The following is a 17,521-nucleotide window of genomic DNA, read 5'->3' on the forward strand; positions in this document are numbered from 1 at the left end:
GGGCCGATGTGCGGGGCGTGCGCGAGAGCGCGGAGACGCCGCGGCCCCCGTCGTGGCGATGGCCTGCGCCTTCACCACGTCGGTGGCGCTGAGGTCGGGAATGCCGAGGTCCGCGAGCGCGGGCTCCAGATCGGATGCCACCTTCGCCGCGCGAACCTCCGGGCTGAGGTAGTTGGTCACGCCTTCGTAGACGAACCATGACGCGAGCAGGGGCCTCGCAAAGTGCCGCAGAACCATATCCCTACGCTACCAAGCGTTTCGGGAAGGCGTGAGGGGCCGTCGGGCCGCAGGGGTCCGGGCAGGAATGTCACGCAACCGGAAAGCGTTACGAACACCATGACAGTGACGCTCGAACGGGAGCTGGGGGTAACCTCTCTGGTGATGACTACCGAGCAGTTGACATTCGAGACCGAGGCGTTGTCCTACATGGACCAGCTCTACGCCGCGGCTTTGCGCATGACGCGCAACCCCGCCGACGCGGAGGACCTGGTTCAGGAGACCTACGCCAAGGCTTTTGCTGCCCAGGACAAGTTCCGCATGGGCACCAACCTGAAGGCGTGGCTGTACCGCATCCAGACCAACGCCTTCATCAACACGTACCGCAAGAAGCAGCGCGAGCCCAAGCGGTCCGACGCTGAGCGCGTGGAGGACTGGCAGCTCGCCGCCGCCGCCGAGCACACGAGTTCCGGCCTCGCGTCCGCCGAGGACGCCGCCCTCGACTCCCTCGGCGACGAGGACGTCAAGCGTGCCCTCTCCGAACTCAGCGATGACTTCCGCATGGCCGTCTACCTGAGCGACGTCGAGGGCTTCGCCTACAAGGAGATCGCCGAGATCATGGACACCCCCGTTGGCACCGTGATGTCACGCCTCCACCGAGGGCGCAAGTTGTTGCGCGAAAAGTTGAGGGACTACGCAGCGGAGCGTGGTCTGTACGAGAAGGCCCCTGAAGAGTGCGCCACTGGGGAGCAGTGCAATGGCAAAGCATGAGTGTGAGGAGGCGCTGGACCGCCTCTTCGAGTACATCGACGGCGAGCTGACGCCCTCCGAGCTGGAGCACGTCGCGACCCACCTCAAGGAGTGCCCGCCTTGCGAGGCCGAGCACAAGCTCAACGAGAAGATCAAGTCTCGCGTCGCCAAGACCGGCGGCGACTGCGCCCCTGAGACGCTCAAGCTCAAGGTGCTCGCGACCCTCCGCACCGCCCGTGAGGGCTGAGCGGCTCTCCCGCGTACCCGGCCCGACGCTGGCAACAGCAAAGCCCGCTTCCCTGTGAGATTTCATCTCACGGGACGCGGGCTTACCTGTGACGCTGGCTTTAGGCGTTGGGACGCTTGCCGTGGTTGGCGCCGGACTTTGCACGCGACTTGCGCTTGCGGCCCTTCTTGCTCACGGGGATCCCCTTTCTGACGTTGCTGTGACCTCGCGATGGCGAGTGAAGACCATCAATCATCCCACACGAGCCGGATTAGTCACACCGGCTTTGTGCGCGCCATACGCACCCGTAACCTTCCTCAAGAGACATAGCGGACATGCCGATGGAGGAACCGTGAGCGATCAGCCGGCTTCTGTGATCCCGTTCCTGCACGCCCTGGCTTCCACGGGCGGCTCCGACCTGCACTGCAAGGTGGGCTCCCCGCCGCGAGTGCGCGTGAACGGGCGCCTGCGCAAGCTCCAGGTTCCGCCGCTGCGCCCAGAGGACACCCGCAACATGGTGGCCCAGGTGCTCCCCGAGGACCTCGTCTCCAACTTCCGCGACACCCACGAGGCGGACTTCGCGTTTTCGCTCAGCGGCGTCGGCCGGTTCCGCGTCAACGCCTACGTGGCGCGCGGCACCGACTCCCTCGTCTTCCGCCGCGTCGCCGTTGGCGCCCAGAGCTTCGAGGACCTCGGCGTGCCGCCGGTCATCGCCGACCTTGCGCTTGAGCCTCGCGGCCTCGTGCTCGTGACCGGGCCGACCGGCTCCGGCAAGACCACCACGCTCGCCGCGATGATCGACCTCATCAACACGTACCGCGAGGTCAACATCATCACCATCGAGGACCCCATCGAGGTGCTGCACGCGGACAAGAAGGCGATCATCTCGCAGCGCGAGATCCGCTCCGACACCCTCGACTTCACGAACGCGCTCCGTGCCGCAATGCGCCAGGACCCCGACGTCATCATGGTCGGCGAGATGCGCGACATCGAGACGGTGCGCGCGGCCCTCTCTGCCGCCGAGACCGGCCACCTCGTGCTCGCGACCCTCCACACGGTGGACGCGCAGGACACGATCAACCGCATCGTCGACTTCTTCACGCCCCACGAGCAGGGCCAGGTGCGCGCTACGCTCGCCCAGACCCTCCGCGGAATCGTCTCGCAGCGCCTCGTGCGCCGCTCGGACGGAACGGGCCGCACGCTCGTCGCCGAGGTCATGATCAACACCGGCCGCACGCAAGAGGCGATCATCGACCCCTCCAGCCAGCCGCCCATCACGGACCTCATCGCCGAGGGCGAGTACTACAAGATGCAGACCTTCGACCAGCACCTGTTCCAGCTGGTCCGCGACGAGCAGGTCACGTTCGACGATGCGCTGTCCATCGCGTCTCGTCCGCACGACCTAGGCGTCGCGCTGCGCACCTCCGGCGTCATCTAGACGGCGGGCGCCGTCTAGACCGCAGGGGCCTCGATACCCAGCCAGTCGTGCCACGTTGAGTTGAGCACGAGCCACGCCATGAGACCGTAGCCGGCCTGCAGCGGCAGGTTCCCGTCTCCGAGCGTCATATCGTGCTGCCACTGCTCGTGACGGGCGAGCGGGCCGTACATGTCCACGTAGGGCGCGCCCCGCCGCGACGCGGCGTCCTCGCACAGCGCGGCGAGCTCCGCGACGGCCTGGTTCTCGTCCCCGCTCGCCGGCGGCGGGCCGACGACCATGGTGCTGAACCCGAGCGACTGCGCGCGGTCGAGCGCGTTCGCGATGTTGAGCCGCGTCATCGTGGGGCTCACGCCGCGCCGCAGGTCGGCGCGACCGATCGCGAACACCGCGTACCTGGCGTCCCCCTCATCGTGAGCGAGGCGGCGCAGCGCCTCCTCGTCCCACCGGGCCGAGAGCTCTCCCGTGGTCTCTCCGGGAACGGCAAGCACGTGGAACCGGCAGTCGGGGGCCACCGCAAGCGTTCGGGCCGCCACGCGTCCCGCCCACCCAAGCGCCTTTGGGTCGCCGTGGCCGGCGACGAGTTCGTCGCCGATGAGGAAGATGTTCCTCATCGGTCGAACGCCCTTGCGACAAGTTCGGCCTGCTGAGCCGCGTGACGCGACGCGAGGCCCGACGCTGTGGACGCCGATCGCGGTCGCGAGACCACGCCCACCACATGGGAGATCTCTTGCGGCAGGGTGGTCGTGATGTGGCCCCAGAAGCCCTGGTTAAGCGGCTCTTCCTGGACCCAGAGCAGCTCGGCGTTGGGGTAGGAAGCGAGCACGGCGCGCAGGGCCTCGCCGTCGAGCGGGTACAGCTGCTCGAGGCGCACGATGGCCGTTGCGGTGTCTCCGCGCTTCTCCCGCTCGGCGACAAGGTCGTAGTAGACCTTGCCCGCGCACAGCAGCACCCGGTCAACGCCCGCCGGGTCGATCGGGTCCGGGATCACGGGCAGGAACGTGCCGGAGGTAAAGTCCTCGACCGAGCTCTGCGCCGCGCGAAGTCGCAGCATCGACTTGGGGGTGAACACGATGAGCGGCCTGCGCGGCCGGTCATAAGCCTGGCGGCGCAGCAAGTGGAAGTACGAAGCGGGAGTCGTGGGCGCGGCCGCGATCATGTTGTCCTCGGCGCACAGCTGGAGGAAGCGCTCGATCCGCGCGGACGAGTGGTCCGGTCCCTGGCCCTCGTAGCCGTGGGGGAGCAGCAGCACCACGGAGGACGACTGTCCCCACTTCTGCTCGGCTGAGGAGATGAACTCGTCGATGATCGTCTGCGCGCCGTTGACGAAGTCGCCGAACTGGGCCTCCCACAGCACGAGCGCGTCTGGGCGCTCAACGGAATACCCGTATTCGAAGCCGAGGCACGAGTACTCGCTGAGCGGCGAGTCGAAGATGTGGAGTCGTGCCTGGTCCGAGGCCAAATACAACAGCGGCGTCCACTCGGCGCCCGTGTTGCGGTCGTGGAGCACCGCGTGGCGCTGGACGAAGGTGCCGCGACGCGTGTCCTGGCCGGCGATGCGCACCGGCACGCCCTCCTGCAGCAGCGTGCCGAACGCGAGGATCTCGCCGTAGCCCCAGTCGATGCCGCCCTGGCGGCTCATCTCCTCGCGCCGCTCGAGCAGCTTCTCCAGCTTCGGATGCACGGCAAAGCCCTCCGGCGGGCGAACATGCGCCCGCCCAATGCGCTCAACCTGCGCCGCACTCACGGCGGTCTTCCAACCAACCATGACCCCAGCGTCGGACGATTGCGAGGCGGGCGGCTCGAGGCCGCGAACAGCCTCCGTGTCGCCGCCCGGCTTGAAGCCCTCGCGAGTCTCGACGAACACGCGCTCGAGCTGCGACAGGTAGTCCTTGGAGACCGCCTCCGCCTCGTCGGTGGTGATGTCGCCGCGGCGGATGAGCGCCTCGGTGTAGAGGTGGCGCACTGAGCGCTTGGCCTCGATGAGGTCGTACATGCGCGGCTGGGTCATCGACGGGTCGTCGCCCTCGTTGTGGCCACGGCGGCGGTAGCAGACCATGTCGACGATCACGTCGCGGCCGAACGCCTCGCGGTACTCGAACGCCAGCCGGGCCGCGCGCACGCATGCCTCGGGGTCGTCCCCGTTCACGTGGAAGACGGGGATCTGGTAGCCCTTCGCCACGTCGGTGCAGTAGCGCGTGGAGCGCGACGACTCCGGTCCCGTGGTGAAGCCGACCTGATTGTTGATGACGACGTGGACCGTGCCGCCCACTTTGTAGCCCTTGAGCAGAGCCATGTTCAAGGTCTCCATGACGATGCCCTGGCCCGCGAAGGCCGCGTCGCCGTGGATGAGGATCGGCAGCACCGGGTAGCCGTCGGTCTCCGGGTCGGCGCCCAGGACGTCGAGCTTGGCCCGCACGATGCCCTCGAGCACCGGGTTGGCGGCCTCGAGGTGCGAGGGGTTCGCGGCGAGGTACACCGCGGTGGTCGCGCCCGACTCGGCCGTGAACGTGCCCTCGGTGCCCAGGTGGTACTTCACGTCGCCCGAGCCCTGCACGGAGCCGGGTACGGCGGTGCCCTCGAACTCGGAGAAGATCTGCGAGTACTTCTTGCCGGCGAGGTTCGCGAGCACGTTGAGGCGCCCGCGGTGCGCCATCCCGATGCACACCTCCTGGATGCCCGCCTCCGCGGCCGACGACATCACGGCGTCCAGCAGGGGGATGAGCGACTCGCCACCCTCGAGCGAGAAGCGCTTCTGGCCAACGTACTTGGTCTGCAGGAACGCCTCGAAGGCTTCCGCGGCATTCAACCGATGCAGGATGCGCAGGTGCTCCTCGCGGGCGATCTTGGTGTACCCGTACTCGAGCCGCTCCTGGAACCACGCACGCTGCTTGCGGTCCGCGATGTGCATGTACTCGAGCCCGATGGTGCGGCAGTACGCGTCACGCAGACGCGAAAGCACCTCGCGCATCTTCATGCGCTCCTTGCCGCCAAAGCCGGGAGTTGGGTAGACGCGGTCGAGGTCCCACAGAGTCAGGCCGTGGGTCTGCACGTCCAGATCCGGGTGCTTGCGCGGCCGCGAGGACAGCGGGTCAACGTCCGCCATGAGGTGACCGCGCGAGCGGTAGGCGTGGATGAGTTCGGCGATCAGCGCGGGCTTGAGGATCTCCGCGTCCGCGGTGGTCGCGGAGTCCTGGACCCAGCGCACCGGCTCGTACGGCACGCGCAGCGCGAGGCACACGCGGTCGTAGAACCCGTCGAGGCCAAGCAGCTTCTTGTGCACCAGCCCCAGGAACTCGCCCGACTGCGCACCCTGGATGACCCTGTGGTCGTAGGTGGACGTCAGCGACATGACCTTGGAGATGCCGAGGCGAGTGATCGTCTCTTCGGAAGATCCCTGGTATTCGGCCGGATAGTCCATCGACCCGACGCCGATGATCGCGCCCTGACCCGCCATCAGCCGCGGCACGGAGTAGACGGTGCCCAAGGTCCCCGGGTTCGTCAGGGTGATCGTCGTTCCCTGGAAGTCGATCGCCTGCAGCGCGCCCGAGCGCGCCTTCTTGATGAGGTCGTCATACGCGTGCCAGAACTGCGCGAAGTCCATCTGGTCGGCGGCCTTGATGTTCGGCACCAGCAGCTGGCGGGTGCCGTCTTCCTTCGCGAGGTCGATCGCGAGGCCAAAGTTCACATGCTCCGGCGTGAACATCGCGGGCTTGCCGTCCTCGAGCGCGTACGCCACGTTCATCGCGGGGAACTCGGCGAGCGCCTCGACGATCGCGAACCCGATCAGGTGCGTGAACGACACCTTGCCGCCGCGCGTGCGCGCCAAGTGGTTGTTGATGACCACGCGGTTGTCCATGATGAGCTTCGCGGGCACCGTCCGCACCGAGGTAGCCGTCGGCACCTCGAGGCTCGCCTCCATGTTCTGCACCACGCGCGCGGCGGGCCCGCGCAGGCGCGTCACGCCTTCCTCGACGTCCTTCGCCGCGCGTGCGTGCTCATCGACCTTCTGCAGGTAAGCCGCGGTGGGCGCCTGGGCGGTGGCGATCGGCTGGGTTTGGGGCAGCTCGGCATCGCTGTCCGACGGTGGGGTTGGCTCTGGCGCCGCGCTCGCCGGAGCAGTGGTGACCACCGCGTCGGGCTGAACCACGGCGTCGGGCTGGCCGGGCGGCGGCGCCGAGCCGAGCACGAGGGACGCCACGGAGGGGGCGTCAGGAGCGTGAGAGATGGCGGTGCGCTCAGTGTGGGGCGCGGTGGTGTCGGGGGACACGATCTATGCGGTCACTTTCTACGCGCGAGCGCGGCTGCTTACGTTGCTAGTCTCCAGCCTAAACGGCCCGTGAAGTGGCAACGTCCCCGGGTTTGGTGAAATCGTTACCTGGGCCGCCGAGAGGGCGCCCGGTATAGTGGCGACACCCATGGACGACCATAGACGGGGCCGGATATGACCCCCTGGCTGCTCATCGGTGCGGGCGTGCTTCTCACGCTCGGCACCGCGTTGTTCGTCGCGGCCGAATTCTCGCTCGTCGCCCTTGACCCCTCTCACGTCGACGGCAAGCGCGCCGGTCGCGTTCGCCGCGCGCTCGCGACGCTGTCTACGCAACTGTCCTCCGCGCAGGTGGGCATCACCCTCACCACGATCCTGCTCGGCTACACGGCGCAGCCCGCGATCACCGAGCTGCTGCGGATCCCGTTGAGCGACTCCTCGCTGAGCCGTGCGGCCGTCGGAGCCATCGCCGGAACGCTGTCGCTCATCATCGTCAACGCCTTCTCGATGATCGTGGGCGAGCTGGTACCCAAGAACTTCGCGCTCTCCGAGCCCATTCGCACGGCTCGAGTGGTGGCGCCGATGATCCTGGCCTTCACCGCGGCCCTCGGCCCGCTCGTGCGCCTGCTGAACGCGGCGGCGAACGGCGTCTTGCGCGCGATGGGCATCGAGCCCAAGGAGGAGCTGAGCGGCGGAAGGTCACCGCAAGAGCTCGCCACGCTCGTTCGCCGCAGCGCCGAGGCCGGCACCCTCGACGCCGACACGGCCCGCCTGCTCACCAACACCATCGAGCTCGACGAGCTGAGCGGCGTCGACGTCATGACGGACCGCACCCGGGTGGTCATGCTGCAGGCGAGCGCAAAGGCGAGCGACGTGCTCGCGGCGGCCAGAGCGTCGGGTCATTCTCGTTTCCCCGTGACGGGCGACGGTCCCGATGACGTGCTGGGCATCGTCACGCTCGCGAGCGCGATCGGCGTGCCCGTTGGGGTGCGGGACGAGACGCCGGTCACCGAGATGATGGTCGCCGCGCATCGCGTCCCGGAGACCATCGCGCTGCGACCCCTGCTCGTGGAGCTGCGTGGGCTCGCGCTGCAGTGCGCGATAGTCGTCGACGAGTACGGCGGCACGGCGGGGATGGTGACGCTCGAGGACCTCATCGAGGAGCTGGTCGGCGATGTCGCGGATGAGCACGATCGCCGCAGGCCAACGATGTACCGCGCTCCGGGTGGCGCATGGATCGCCCAGGGCGACCTGAGGCCCGACGAGGTGGTTGAGCACTCCGGAATCGAGATTCCCGAGTCGCCCGCCTACGAGACGATCGGCGGCTTTGTGATGGCGCGCCTCGGTCGCGTGGCCGAGGCCGGCGACGAGGTGGAGGTCGACGGCGTTCGCGTCACCGTGGAGCGCATGGAGGGGCGACGCATCGACAGGGTGCGGATCGAGCGCGTGGGGGAGGAGCCGTGAGCCTGGGACTGATCTTCGGCGTCATCGGGCTGCTGCTCGTGAACGCCTTCTTCGTTGGGGCCGAGTTCGCGATCATCTCCGCGCGGCGATCGTCGATTGAGCCGCGAGCGATCGCAGGATCACGGTCGGCGAAGACGGTGCTGTGGGCCATGGAGCACGTGTCGCTCATGCTCGCATGCGCGCAGTTGGGCATCACGGTGGCTTCCGTATCGCTCGGTGTGGTCGCCGAGCCCGCGATCGCGCACGGGCTCGAGCCGCTGTTCCATGCGCTCGGGCTGCCCGGATGCGTGGGCGCACGGGGTCTCGCTGCTCATTGCGCTCGCGATCGTCGTGGCGCTTCACGTGATCTTCGGCGAGATGGTCCCCAAGAACGCGGCGGTGGCGAACCCCGACAGGGCCGCGATGGTGTTCGGGCCCCCGCTCGTCGTGATCGCGCGCGTGCTGAACCCGATCATCGTGGCGCTCAACTGGATCGCGAACTGCCTCGTGCGACTGCTCGGGGTGGAACCGCGCGACGAGGTGGCGAGCGCGTTCACCGCCGATGAGGTGCAGTCCATCGTGGAGCGCTCGAGCGCGGAAGGCACCATCTCCGATGATTCGGGGCTGCTGACGGGCGCGATCGAGTTCTCTGAGCATGCGGCTCAGGACGTGATGGTTCCCCTCGACAAGGTCGTGAGCGCCCCTGCAGGCGTGACGGTGGAGGGTCTCGAGGCGCTCGCAGTCGAGACCGGGTTCTCGCGCTTTCCCGTGGCCAATGGCGACGGCTTCGTGGGCTACCTGCACATCAAGGACACGCTCTTCTCCAGGGCCACCGAGCGAGAGGAGCCCATCCATTCGTGGCGGGTGCGCGACCTCCCCGTGGTGGGCGCGACCGACGAGGTCGAGGACGTTCTTGCGCGCATGCGAGGCACCGGCGCGCACATCGCCCTGGTGGTCGGACCCGATGGTCCGGTGGGCCTGGTTTTCCTCGAGGACATCATCGAGGAGCTCGTTGGCGAGGTCAGCGGCACACTTTAGGGAAGTGTGAGATGTGCGACACCTGTAGTTATCTCGCCTGGCGCCAATCGTAACCATTCGGTTACCATTGTCGAGCCTTCCAGTTCGTGCGCTCGTGGCGGTTGCGCGCGCTGGCGGGTACTGAGGCGGATACGAGGCGAAACGGAGGTGGCATGAGTTCGCTCGTCGAAGCGCCGGTCACCTCCGGCGAGATCGCGGTAGGCACGCGCAGGGAGCGCCGCGTTGTGGAGACCCAGGAGATCCGGGTCCGTTCCACGCACCGCAGGCGCAAAGTACTTACCCGTAGCGGCGTGCTCGTTGGCTTCGCTCTCGCCATGGTGATCTACCCCGTTTACGGGACCATCGCACCGTACGCGGATGCCGCAGAAACGCTTCCGGGAGTAGTCAAGGGCCAGTCGCCGACAACGGCGGCGGCCCTTCTTGGTGGAGGGCCCCAGCTGCTCTCCGCGGACCTGCCCCTGCCTTCTGTTGACGAACTCTCGCAGGCGACCATCGCCGCCAACATCGACGTCCTCAACGTGCCGGGCACAACGTGCAACGAGACGGCTCCCATCAAGGGCTCGAACGGCCGGCTCGCGAAGTCTTCTCTGTGCGCCCTCCCGGAGAAGGGGGAGTCCCTGCAGGCCGAGGCCGCGGGAGCCTTCATCGCCATGAACCAGGCGTACAAGACGGTGTTCGGCCGCAACATCTGCCTCGACGACTCGTACCGCTCGCTCGCCAACCAGTACAGCGTCCGTGCGACCCGCGGCTACCTCGCGGCAACGCCCGGCACCTCGATGCACGGGTGGGGCCTCGCGGTTGACCTCTGCTCCGAAACGCTGCGAGGGGCCTCCGGCAAGTGGATCCAGTCGAACGCCCACGTGTACGGCTGGGAGAACCCGCCGTGGGCCAAGAGCTCCAAGTACGAGCCGTGGCACTGGGAGTACATCTCGCTCACCCAGAAGTACTACGACACGTCGTGGGGCAGCGGCAACTACTCCGACGGCGGCACCTCAAGCAAGTCGTCCTCGAGCTCGTCCAGCTCGTCGTCGAAGTCGACGACGACGACCAAGACGACGACCGAGGACACTGACACCGATACCGCTACTGAGCCGACTCCGGCTCCGACTGCGACTGCTGGGTCCTGACCCCGCGCGTCGTCGCGGGTTACGAACCCGCCGCGTCCACCCGAATCAGCACCACTTCCTCGGGATCCAGCCCCGGCGCCTGCACGCCATGAACGCCTAGCGCGCGCCCGGTGAGCTCAACGGGAGACCCGGCCTCAGCGTCGGACCACCAGGCTGGCTTGGCGCGCATTCCCGCCTCGCTCAGCCGCACCGGCCCGACCGGCGCCACGCGATAGGTGCGGTCGGGATCCAGGCCCGGCAACCGCAGCAGCCCCGTAGGCTGCTCCACCACGGAGTCGATCGACGCGAACGAGTAGACGGCCCGCGACCGGTCCCGCGCCACCACGCCCTGGAGGATGCGCCCGTCCACGGGCAGGTCGCTGCGCACCACGTCACCGGTGTGCAGCAGCTCGCGGAACTCCTTGTGCAGCGCCACCCACTCGGTGATCGCGGCCCGCACCTCCGGCGCGGACGCCTCCGGCCCCGCAACGTTCCACTCGATCCCCAGATGCCCCCAGAACGCCGTCCCCGCGCGGAAGTCCAGCGACGACGCGCGATGGGTGGTGTGCGCCACGGGAGGGCCGATGTGTGCGCCCATGTACTCGGGCGGCACGATGAGCGACGTCCACAGCTGCATGCGCTGCCGCTCCAGCGGGTCGTTGCAGTCCGAGGTCCACACGCGCTGCGTCCGCTCGAGCACACCCAGGTCAATGCGCGCCCCGCCGCCGGAGCAGGATTCGATCTCGAGGTCAGGGAACGCCTCGTGCAACCCGTCCAGCAGCCGGTAGAACGCGAGCGTCTGCTCGTGGCCGATCGGGCGGCCCGTGGCCGTGTTGGCGGCCTCCAGCAGATCCCGGTTGTGGTCCCACTTGATGTACGCGGGCCGCAGTTCGCCGATCACCGCATGCAGGCGCTCCTCGATGTACGCGAATGCCTCTGGATGCGTGAGGTCCAGCACCTGCTGGGTGCGCGCGCGAATCGGCAGGCGGTCGCCGCCCGGCCCCGCGATCCACTCCGGGTGCTCCCGCGCCAGGTCCGAGTCCTCGTTGATCATTTCCGGCTCGAACCAGATGCCGAACTCGAGTCCCTTGCCCCGCACGTAGTCCGCGAGCCACCCGAGCCCCTCGGGATAGATCTCCTCGTCCACGAACCAGTCGCCGAGCCCGGCGTTGTCCGCCCGGCGGTGCCGGAACCAGCCGTCGTCAAGCACAAAGCGCTCCGCGCCCACCGCCGCCGCGGCATCCGCGAGGGCGCGCAGGGCGTCGTGGTCGTGGTCGAAGTACGCGGCCTCCCAAGTGTTCACCAGGACGGGTCGTGGGCCCGACGGGTGCGCCGGGTGGGTGCGCAGCCACCGGTGGATTCGGGTAGAGGCCGCGTCGAGCCCGGCGGGGGAGTAGGACGCGTAGACCCAGGGGCTTTCGTAGGTCTCGCCGGCCGCGAGGCGCACCTCGCCGGGTAGAAGCAGCTCGCCGCCGCCGATCAGCCCCGTGCCGTCGTTGGCCCGCTCCGCGAGGTGCCGCGAGTTCCCCGACCAGCCAACGTGCGTGAGCCACACCTCGCCGGTGCGGAAGCCAAAGCCGCTGGTGCCGGCGGCAATGAGGAACGCCGAGTCGTGGCCCGGCTTGCCGCGCCGTGACTCGCGCAGGTGGGTGCCAGTCAGGAACGGCCCGCGCTGGGGCGTGCGCTCCCGGATCCAGCGGCCCGTGAAGTCCAGCAGTTCGGTGGCCTCGCGCGGCACGGGAAGCAGGAGCGTGAGCTGGTCGAGCTGGTAAGGCTCGTTGCCCTGGGTGCTCGTCACCGCCGCCTTGGTGCGCACCAGGCCCGTGCCCAGCATCTCAATGGTGACCGTGAGCGCCAACCCGGCAACGCCGTCGGCCGCCTCTACGACCACCCGGTCAACCGAGCTGTCCTCGTGACCCTCCCCCGAGCGCGCAACAGACGTCACCGTGAACCGCGTGAAGTTGTCGCTGCCGGCGCGGCTTCCGCTGAGCCCCGGCGTGTGCATCCAGCCCCACGAGTGCTCCGGCAACACGGACAGCGCGTGCCGCTCGTCGAGCTCGCCTCCAACACGCGGCTCCACTGAGGCACGGGCCACGCCGTCAAGCTCCCCCTCGCCAAGTTCCGCGCCCCAGTGCAGCACGCGAGGGAGACGGCCTTCGCCGACGTCGAGCAGCAGGGAGACTCCGGAGGCATGCAGGTGGATGAGGTCGCTCACGCGCCCAAGCCTAGAGCCGCCGCATGAGCAAAGATGGAGGCATGCTCATCACCATTCCGGCAGAGACGAAGGTGGCGGAGACGCGCGTGGCGCTCACGCCCGACGGCGCGCGGCAGCTGATCGCCGACGGACACGAGGTCTGGGTACAGGAGGGCGCCGGGGCGGCTCGGCGCTGCCGGACGGCGAGTACGTGGCCGCGGGCGCTCGGCTCGTGTCCGTGGATGACGCGTGGTCCGGCGAGCTCGTGCTCAAGGTGAAGGAACCCACCCCGGAGGAGTACTCGCGGCTCAGTCACAACACGTTATTCACATTCCTCCACCTGGCCGCCAACGAGCCGCTCGCTCGCGCCCTGATCGACGCCGGAACCACTGCCCTCTCCTACGACACCGTGCAGCTCGCGGACGGGTCGCTGCCCCTCCTCGCCCCCATGAGCGCGGTCGCGGGGCGGATGGCGCCCATCGTGGGCGCGTACCACCTGTTCAGTTCCGAGGGCGGGCGCGGAGTGCTCCTCGCCGGCGCACCGGGCGCGCCCGCAGGCGAGGTCGTGGTGATCGGCGCGGGCGTCGCGGGCTCCCACGCGGTCGAGGAGTCCGTTGGGCTCGGCGCGCACGTCACCGTGCTGGACCTGTCCGTGCCGCGCATCGAGGCGCTCGCGGCCCAGTTCGGCACTGCCGTCACCGCGGTCCCGTCAACGCCCGACGCCGTGGCCGAGGCCGTCGCGAACGCGGACCTGGTCATCGGTGCGGTTCTGCTCCCCGGACGCCCCGCGCCCAAAGTGGTCACCCACGCCATGGTCGAGGCGATGAAGCCGGGCTCGGTGGTCGTGGACATCGCGATCGATCAGGGCGGCTGCTTCGAGGACTCGCACCCCACCACCCACGCTGACCCCGTGTATATAGTCGCGGGCACGGTGTTCTACTGCGTCACGAACATGCCCGGAGCGGTTGGCGCGACCGCCACTGCCGCCTTGACCACCGTGACGCTGCCGTTCATCCTCGAACTCAGCCACGGCGTCGGGCCTGCTATTGAGGCGAATCCGGCGTTGGCGAAGGGAGTGAACGTCGCTGAAAGAACGCTGCGACACCCCGCGGTCGCGCAGGCTCATCCGGGGCTGCCGGCTCAACTGGCTCCGTAGCTGGACTCGCCGACTCCGGCCGCGGGTTGACGATCGGGTAGTCCGCGAGGGCGAGTTCGGCCGCCTCGCGACCCAGCTGCACCAGGCCCGGAAGGTCGCGCGCCACCCACTGTGAGCGGTGGCGCAACCGCGGCGTGATCAACGTGACGTCATCGCGGATCTCGTACTCGTGGACGCGCAACGCGGTGCGCATGCTTGGCAGGTAGTCCCACTCCGGCGCCAAGCGCACACCAATCACGTGCGTGGCGCCCATCGTGAAGGCAGCCTCGAGCGGGAGGTTCTGGATGACTCCGCCGTCCACGAAGGTGCGGCCGTCCAACTGCTTTGGCCGGAACAGGCCGGGCACCGCGATGGACGCGCCGATCGCCTCCACGAGGGAGCCGTGGTCGATGAGGACCGACTCCTCGGTGCCAAGGTCCGTGGCGACGGCCGCGAACCTGATGGGAAGGTCCTCGATCATCGAGTCGTGCCCGATGCGGTCCACGGTGTCACGGAGGCCCTCCGTGTCGAGCAGTCCGAGGCCCGGCGTCATGGAGAACGTGCCGAAGTCGCCCCAACTCGCCTGGATCACGAGCTCGGTGAGTTCGTAAGGGTCGCGGCCGTTCGCGTAGGCGCCCCCGGCTATCGAGCCCGCGGACGTGCCGACCACGATGGTGGGCACGATGCCGCGCTCGTGCAGCACCTCGAGCACCCCGCAATGCGCGGCGCCCAGCGCGCCGCCACCGCCGAGGGCGAGCCCAAGGTGCGGTTCGTAACGGAGGTCCGCCCCTGCCATGCCGTCATGCTACGCGTGCGGCCCACTGCCAGGCCCGACGTAGGCTTTACCGGTGACCCAGCCCCAGCCGGACGAGGCGCCCCGCACCTGGCTTCCCGTGACCATCGCCGGTTGCGTCGCGCTCCTGGTGATCGTCGGCGCCCTGATTGCGCACGCGGTGCGCGCGGACCTGTCGCCCGAGAAGCAGGCCGCAGCCGACGCGTGCGAGGCCGAGTACAAGGCCCAGCACCCCAAGGGACCCGGCATCACCGGCGGCGACATCTTCGCGGCCACCGAGTGGCAGGAACTCGACGCGCGCATGGTGAGTCTTGGCGTGGCGCAGGAGCAGACGCTTACTGGCGAGCAGCAGGACGCTCGCGATCGCGAGGCAGAGGACCTGGTCGCCTCGGGCGGCGAGAAGATGACCGTGGTGTGGCAGCTCAATGACGAGTCCCACGCGCAATGCGTTGCCGAGATGCAGGACGGCAAGGTCACCTCGGTGACGGTGACGTCCCTGGTAGAGCCCACCACTTCCCCATCCCCATCCCCAAGCCCAAGCCAGCCTTAAGGAGACACCATGCAGCAGCGTCGGATAGGCGACCGGACCGTCAGCGCCATAGGCCTAGGCGGCATGCCCATGTCGATCGAGGGGCGGCCGGACCGCGAGCGCTCGATCGCCACGATCCACGCCGCGCTCGACGCGGGCGTCACGTTCATCGACACCGCGGACGCCTACAACCGGGACGAGAATGAGACGGGGCACAACGAGATCCTCATCGCCGAGGCGCTGCGAACCTATGGCGCGGACACCTCCCACGTGCTCGTTGCCACCAAGGGCGGACTGATCCGGCCCGGCGACGGCTCGTGGCTGCGGAACGGGCATCCCGAGTACCTGAAGGCCGCGGCGAAGGCGTCCTGTTTGCGACTTGGGGTGGAGGCCATTGGGCTGTACCAGTTCCACCGCGCGGATCCCTCGGTTGCCTACACGGACTCGGTGGGCGCGCTCGCCGAGCTGCTTGACGAGGGCGTCATTCAGATGGCGGGCGTCTCGAACGCGGAGATCGCCATGATTGCCGCCGCCGATGAGGTGCTCGGTGGGCGGCTGGTGTCGGTGCAGAACCAGTTCTCGCCGCGATTCGCGACCACCTATGGCGAACTCCAGTACACCGTGGAAAACGGGATGGCGTTCCTGCCGTGGTCGCCGCTTGGCGGAATCTCGTCTGCCGGTGCTCTGGGGTCCCGGCACGCGGCGTTCGGTTCTGTTGCGACCGCGCACGGGGTCTCGCCCCAGCAGGTGGCGCTCGCGTGGGAGCTCTCGCTGTCCGATTCCGTGGTGCCGATCCCTGGGGCGTCGCGTCCGGAGTCGGTCACCGATTCCGCGCGTGCCGGTGAGGTGGAGTTGACGGCCGAGGACTTGGCCGCGCTCGATGCCTCGGTGGGGCTGACGCGCTAGCGTCACCCTGCGCCGCGTCGCTAGACCCCCCGCACCCACGGTTTAGGCAAGGTGCGCATACCGCGGAGGCGAACCCGGGCTCGTTTAGGCACGTTGCGCATACTTTGCGCGTGTGAATGGGTAGGCGGAGCCTCGCACGCCGCGGAGGGGATCGCTCGTGGGATCGGTCGCCGCCTCGGTGGGGGAAGGTATGCGTAGCGTGCCTAAACCAGGGAGATTGTGGCCCGGAGGTATGCGCAGCGTGCCTAAACACAAAGTGCCCCCGACAGGAATCGAACCTGCGACCTTCGGTACCGGAAACCGGCGCTCTATCCGCTGAGCTACGGGGGCATGCCGCACCGAAATGCGGCTCACCGAGGATACCAGCAGGCGCGGCGGTGCCATGATGTCCGTATGGCGCTCAGGACACCCGCGAAGATGCTCGCAGCCCTCACCATCGCACTAGCTCTTGCGGCCTGCGGCGGCGGCAAGGACGACGACGCCGTCACCCAGGAGGGCACCGTCTCCTCCGTGCAAGAGGGCGGCGACCCGCTGGTGTTCGTCTTCTCCACAGTGCCGCAGAGCAGCCTCAACAACGCGATCATCACGGTGGCAGCGCGGGACCTCGACGGCGCCAAGCCAGAGGAAGTTGAGCGCGGCGACGAGGTGAAGGTCACCGTGTCGGTCTGCACCGCATCGATCCCCGCGCAATGCACCGCGACGCACGTCGAGGTTACGAAGTAGTGGGCGTCGCAGCGTGGGCGTGACCGCTGTAACCGCCACCCTCGTCGGCGGCCCCACCCTCGTCTTCACCTACGCAGGCCTCACCGTCATCACCGACCCCACGTTCAGCGAGCCCGGCGAGTACGGCGGCCTCACCAAGACCCGCGGCCCCGCGCTGCCCGTGCAGCGCCTTGGAGCGATCGACCTCGCGCTCGTCTCCCATGACCACCACCCGGACAACCTCGACCCCGAGGGCCGCGCCGTCTTGGCGCAGGTGCCCGTAGCGATCACGACCACGGCCGGCGCCGCCCGCGTGCCAGGCACGATAGGCCTCGAGCCGTGGACGTCGGTGCAGGTTGGCGCCGCCACGGTCACCGCCGTGCCGGCGCTCCACGGCCCGCCGCACGTCGCCGAGCACACAGGCCCCGTCATCGGCTTCGTCCTTGAGGCCGACGGCGCGCCCACCGTCTACTTCTCCGGAGACAATTCTGAGGTTGCGGTGGCGAGGGAGATCGCGGCCGCATTCCCTGAGGTCGCGCTCGCGATCCTGTGCGCGGGAGCGGCCCGCGTGGCCAACCGCGGCCCGGACCCGCTGACTCTAGACGCGGCCCGCGTCTTCGAGGTCGCCAACCTGTGGCCGGACGTGCTCATCGTTCCCGTCCACACCGACGACTGGGCCCACTTCAGCGAGCCAGGGGCGACGTTGCAGGAGAACTGGAGCGGAGCGTCGGGCCGGCTGAGAATCCTTGAGCCGGGTGTCATAACCGACCTGGCGTGACGC

Annotated in this window: 13 protein-coding genes, 1 tRNA gene and 2 pseudogenes; 11 read left to right on the plus strand and 5 right to left on the minus strand. The window is 68.6% G+C overall.

The window, feature by feature from the left end; genetic code table 11:
* Positions 1-381: 381 nt before the first annotated feature.
* The 3 genes from NVV57_08730 to NVV57_08740 all read left to right on the plus strand — a co-directional run bounded on the left by NVV57_08730 (position 382) and on the right by NVV57_08740 (position 2,630).
* The gene (locus tag NVV57_08730) at positions 382-987 is read left to right on the plus strand and encodes a sigma-70 family RNA polymerase sigma factor (protein ID MCR6712765.1); all 606 of its coding nucleotides are present in this window, start codon (positions 382-384) and stop codon (positions 985-987) included.
* A complete protein-coding gene (gene rsrA, locus NVV57_08735; GenBank protein ID MCR6712766.1) occupies positions 974-1,213 on the plus strand; it encodes a mycothiol system anti-sigma-R factor in 240 nt (79 codons plus the stop codon). The genes NVV57_08730 and rsrA overlap by 14 nt, the downstream gene beginning before the upstream one ends.
* 331 nt (positions 1,214-1,544) lie before the next feature.
* A complete protein-coding gene (locus NVV57_08740) occupies positions 1,545-2,630 on the plus strand; it encodes a PilT/PilU family type 4a pilus ATPase (GenBank protein ID MCR6712767.1) in 1,086 nt (361 codons plus the stop codon).
* Between the two features lie 14 nt (positions 2,631-2,644).
* Here the strand turns inward: NVV57_08740 and NVV57_08745 are convergent, their stop codons facing one another.
* Together NVV57_08745 and NVV57_08750 are read right to left on the minus strand one after the other, a co-directional pair.
* The gene (locus NVV57_08745) at positions 2,645-3,241 is read right to left on the minus strand and encodes a GDSL-type esterase/lipase family protein (protein ID MCR6712768.1); all 597 of its coding nucleotides are present in this window, start codon (positions 3,239-3,241) and stop codon (positions 2,645-2,647) included.
* Positions 3,238-6,897 (minus strand): multifunctional oxoglutarate decarboxylase/oxoglutarate dehydrogenase thiamine pyrophosphate-binding subunit/dihydrolipoyllysine-residue succinyltransferase subunit, encoded by a 3,660-nt coding sequence (locus NVV57_08750; protein ID MCR6712769.1) that lies wholly within the window; start codon positions 6,895-6,897, stop codon positions 3,238-3,240. Before NVV57_08750 ends, NVV57_08745 begins: the two co-directional genes overlap by 4 nt.
* A gap of 174 nt (positions 6,898-7,071) precedes the next feature.
* Between NVV57_08750 and NVV57_08755 the strand changes: the two genes are divergently transcribed.
* The 3 genes and pseudogenes from NVV57_08755 (at position 7,072) to NVV57_08765 (ending at position 10,502) form a co-directional block, all read left to right on the plus strand.
* A complete protein-coding gene (locus tag NVV57_08755; protein ID MCR6712770.1) occupies positions 7,072-8,358 on the plus strand; it encodes a hemolysin family protein in 1,287 nt (428 codons plus the stop codon).
* Positions 8,355-9,375 (plus strand): annotated as a pseudogene (locus tag NVV57_08760) (hemolysin family protein). The gene NVV57_08755 and the pseudogene NVV57_08760 overlap by 4 nt, the downstream one beginning before the upstream one ends.
* Before the next feature lie 152 nt (positions 9,376-9,527).
* Positions 9,528-10,502 (plus strand): M15 family metallopeptidase, encoded by a 975-nt coding sequence (locus NVV57_08765; protein ID MCR6712771.1) that lies wholly within the window; start codon positions 9,528-9,530, stop codon positions 10,500-10,502.
* A gap of 19 nt (positions 10,503-10,521) precedes the next feature.
* On the opposite strand, the gene NVV57_08770 is transcribed toward NVV57_08765, so the two are convergent.
* On the minus strand, positions 10,522-12,696 hold the full coding sequence (locus NVV57_08770) for an alpha-galactosidase (protein MCR6712772.1): 2,175 nt from the start codon (positions 12,694-12,696) through the stop codon (positions 10,522-10,524).
* A 41-nt stretch (positions 12,697-12,737) separates the two neighbouring features.
* On the opposite strand from NVV57_08770, the pseudogene ald reads away from it, so the two are divergent.
* A pseudogene (gene ald, locus NVV57_08775) lies at positions 12,738-13,831 on the plus strand (alanine dehydrogenase).
* Here ald and NVV57_08780 read toward each other — a convergent pair.
* Positions 13,719-14,606, minus strand: a complete 888-nt coding sequence (locus NVV57_08780) for a patatin-like phospholipase family protein (protein MCR6712773.1) — start codon at positions 14,604-14,606, stop codon at positions 13,719-13,721. The pseudogene ald and the gene NVV57_08780 sit on opposite strands and share 113 nt — an antisense overlap.
* 52 nt (positions 14,607-14,658) lie before the next feature.
* Between NVV57_08780 and NVV57_08785 the strand changes: the two genes are divergently transcribed.
* Positions 14,659-15,153 carry a hypothetical protein gene (locus NVV57_08785; GenBank protein MCR6712774.1) on the plus strand — a complete coding sequence of 165 codons (495 nt, stop codon included), beginning with the start codon at positions 14,659-14,661 and terminating at the stop codon, positions 15,151-15,153.
* 9 nt (positions 15,154-15,162) lie between these two features.
* On the plus strand, positions 15,163-16,038 hold the full coding sequence (locus NVV57_08790) for an aldo/keto reductase (protein ID MCR6712775.1): 876 nt from the start codon (positions 15,163-15,165) through the stop codon (positions 16,036-16,038).
* Positions 16,039-16,295: 257 nt separating this feature from the next.
* On the opposite strand, the gene NVV57_08795 is transcribed toward NVV57_08790, so the two are convergent.
* A tRNA-Arg gene (locus tag NVV57_08795) sits at positions 16,296-16,368 on the minus strand.
* Positions 16,369-16,431: 63 nt separating this feature from the next.
* Here NVV57_08795 and NVV57_08800 point away from each other — a divergent pair.
* Both NVV57_08800 and NVV57_08805 read left to right on the plus strand, forming a co-directional pair.
* Positions 16,432-16,761: a hypothetical protein gene (locus NVV57_08800; GenBank protein MCR6712776.1), complete on the plus strand. Its 330-nt coding sequence runs from the start codon at positions 16,432-16,434 to the stop codon at positions 16,759-16,761.
* A 19-nt stretch (positions 16,762-16,780) separates the two neighbouring features.
* Positions 16,781-17,518 (plus strand): MBL fold metallo-hydrolase, encoded by a 738-nt coding sequence (locus tag NVV57_08805; GenBank protein MCR6712777.1) that lies wholly within the window; start codon positions 16,781-16,783, stop codon positions 17,516-17,518.
* Positions 17,519-17,521 lie beyond the last annotated feature (3 nt).

The sequence above is a fragment of the Demequina sp. genome (genome assembly GCA_024707205.1).
GTDB lineage: Bacteria > Actinomycetota > Actinomycetes > Actinomycetales > Demequinaceae > Demequina.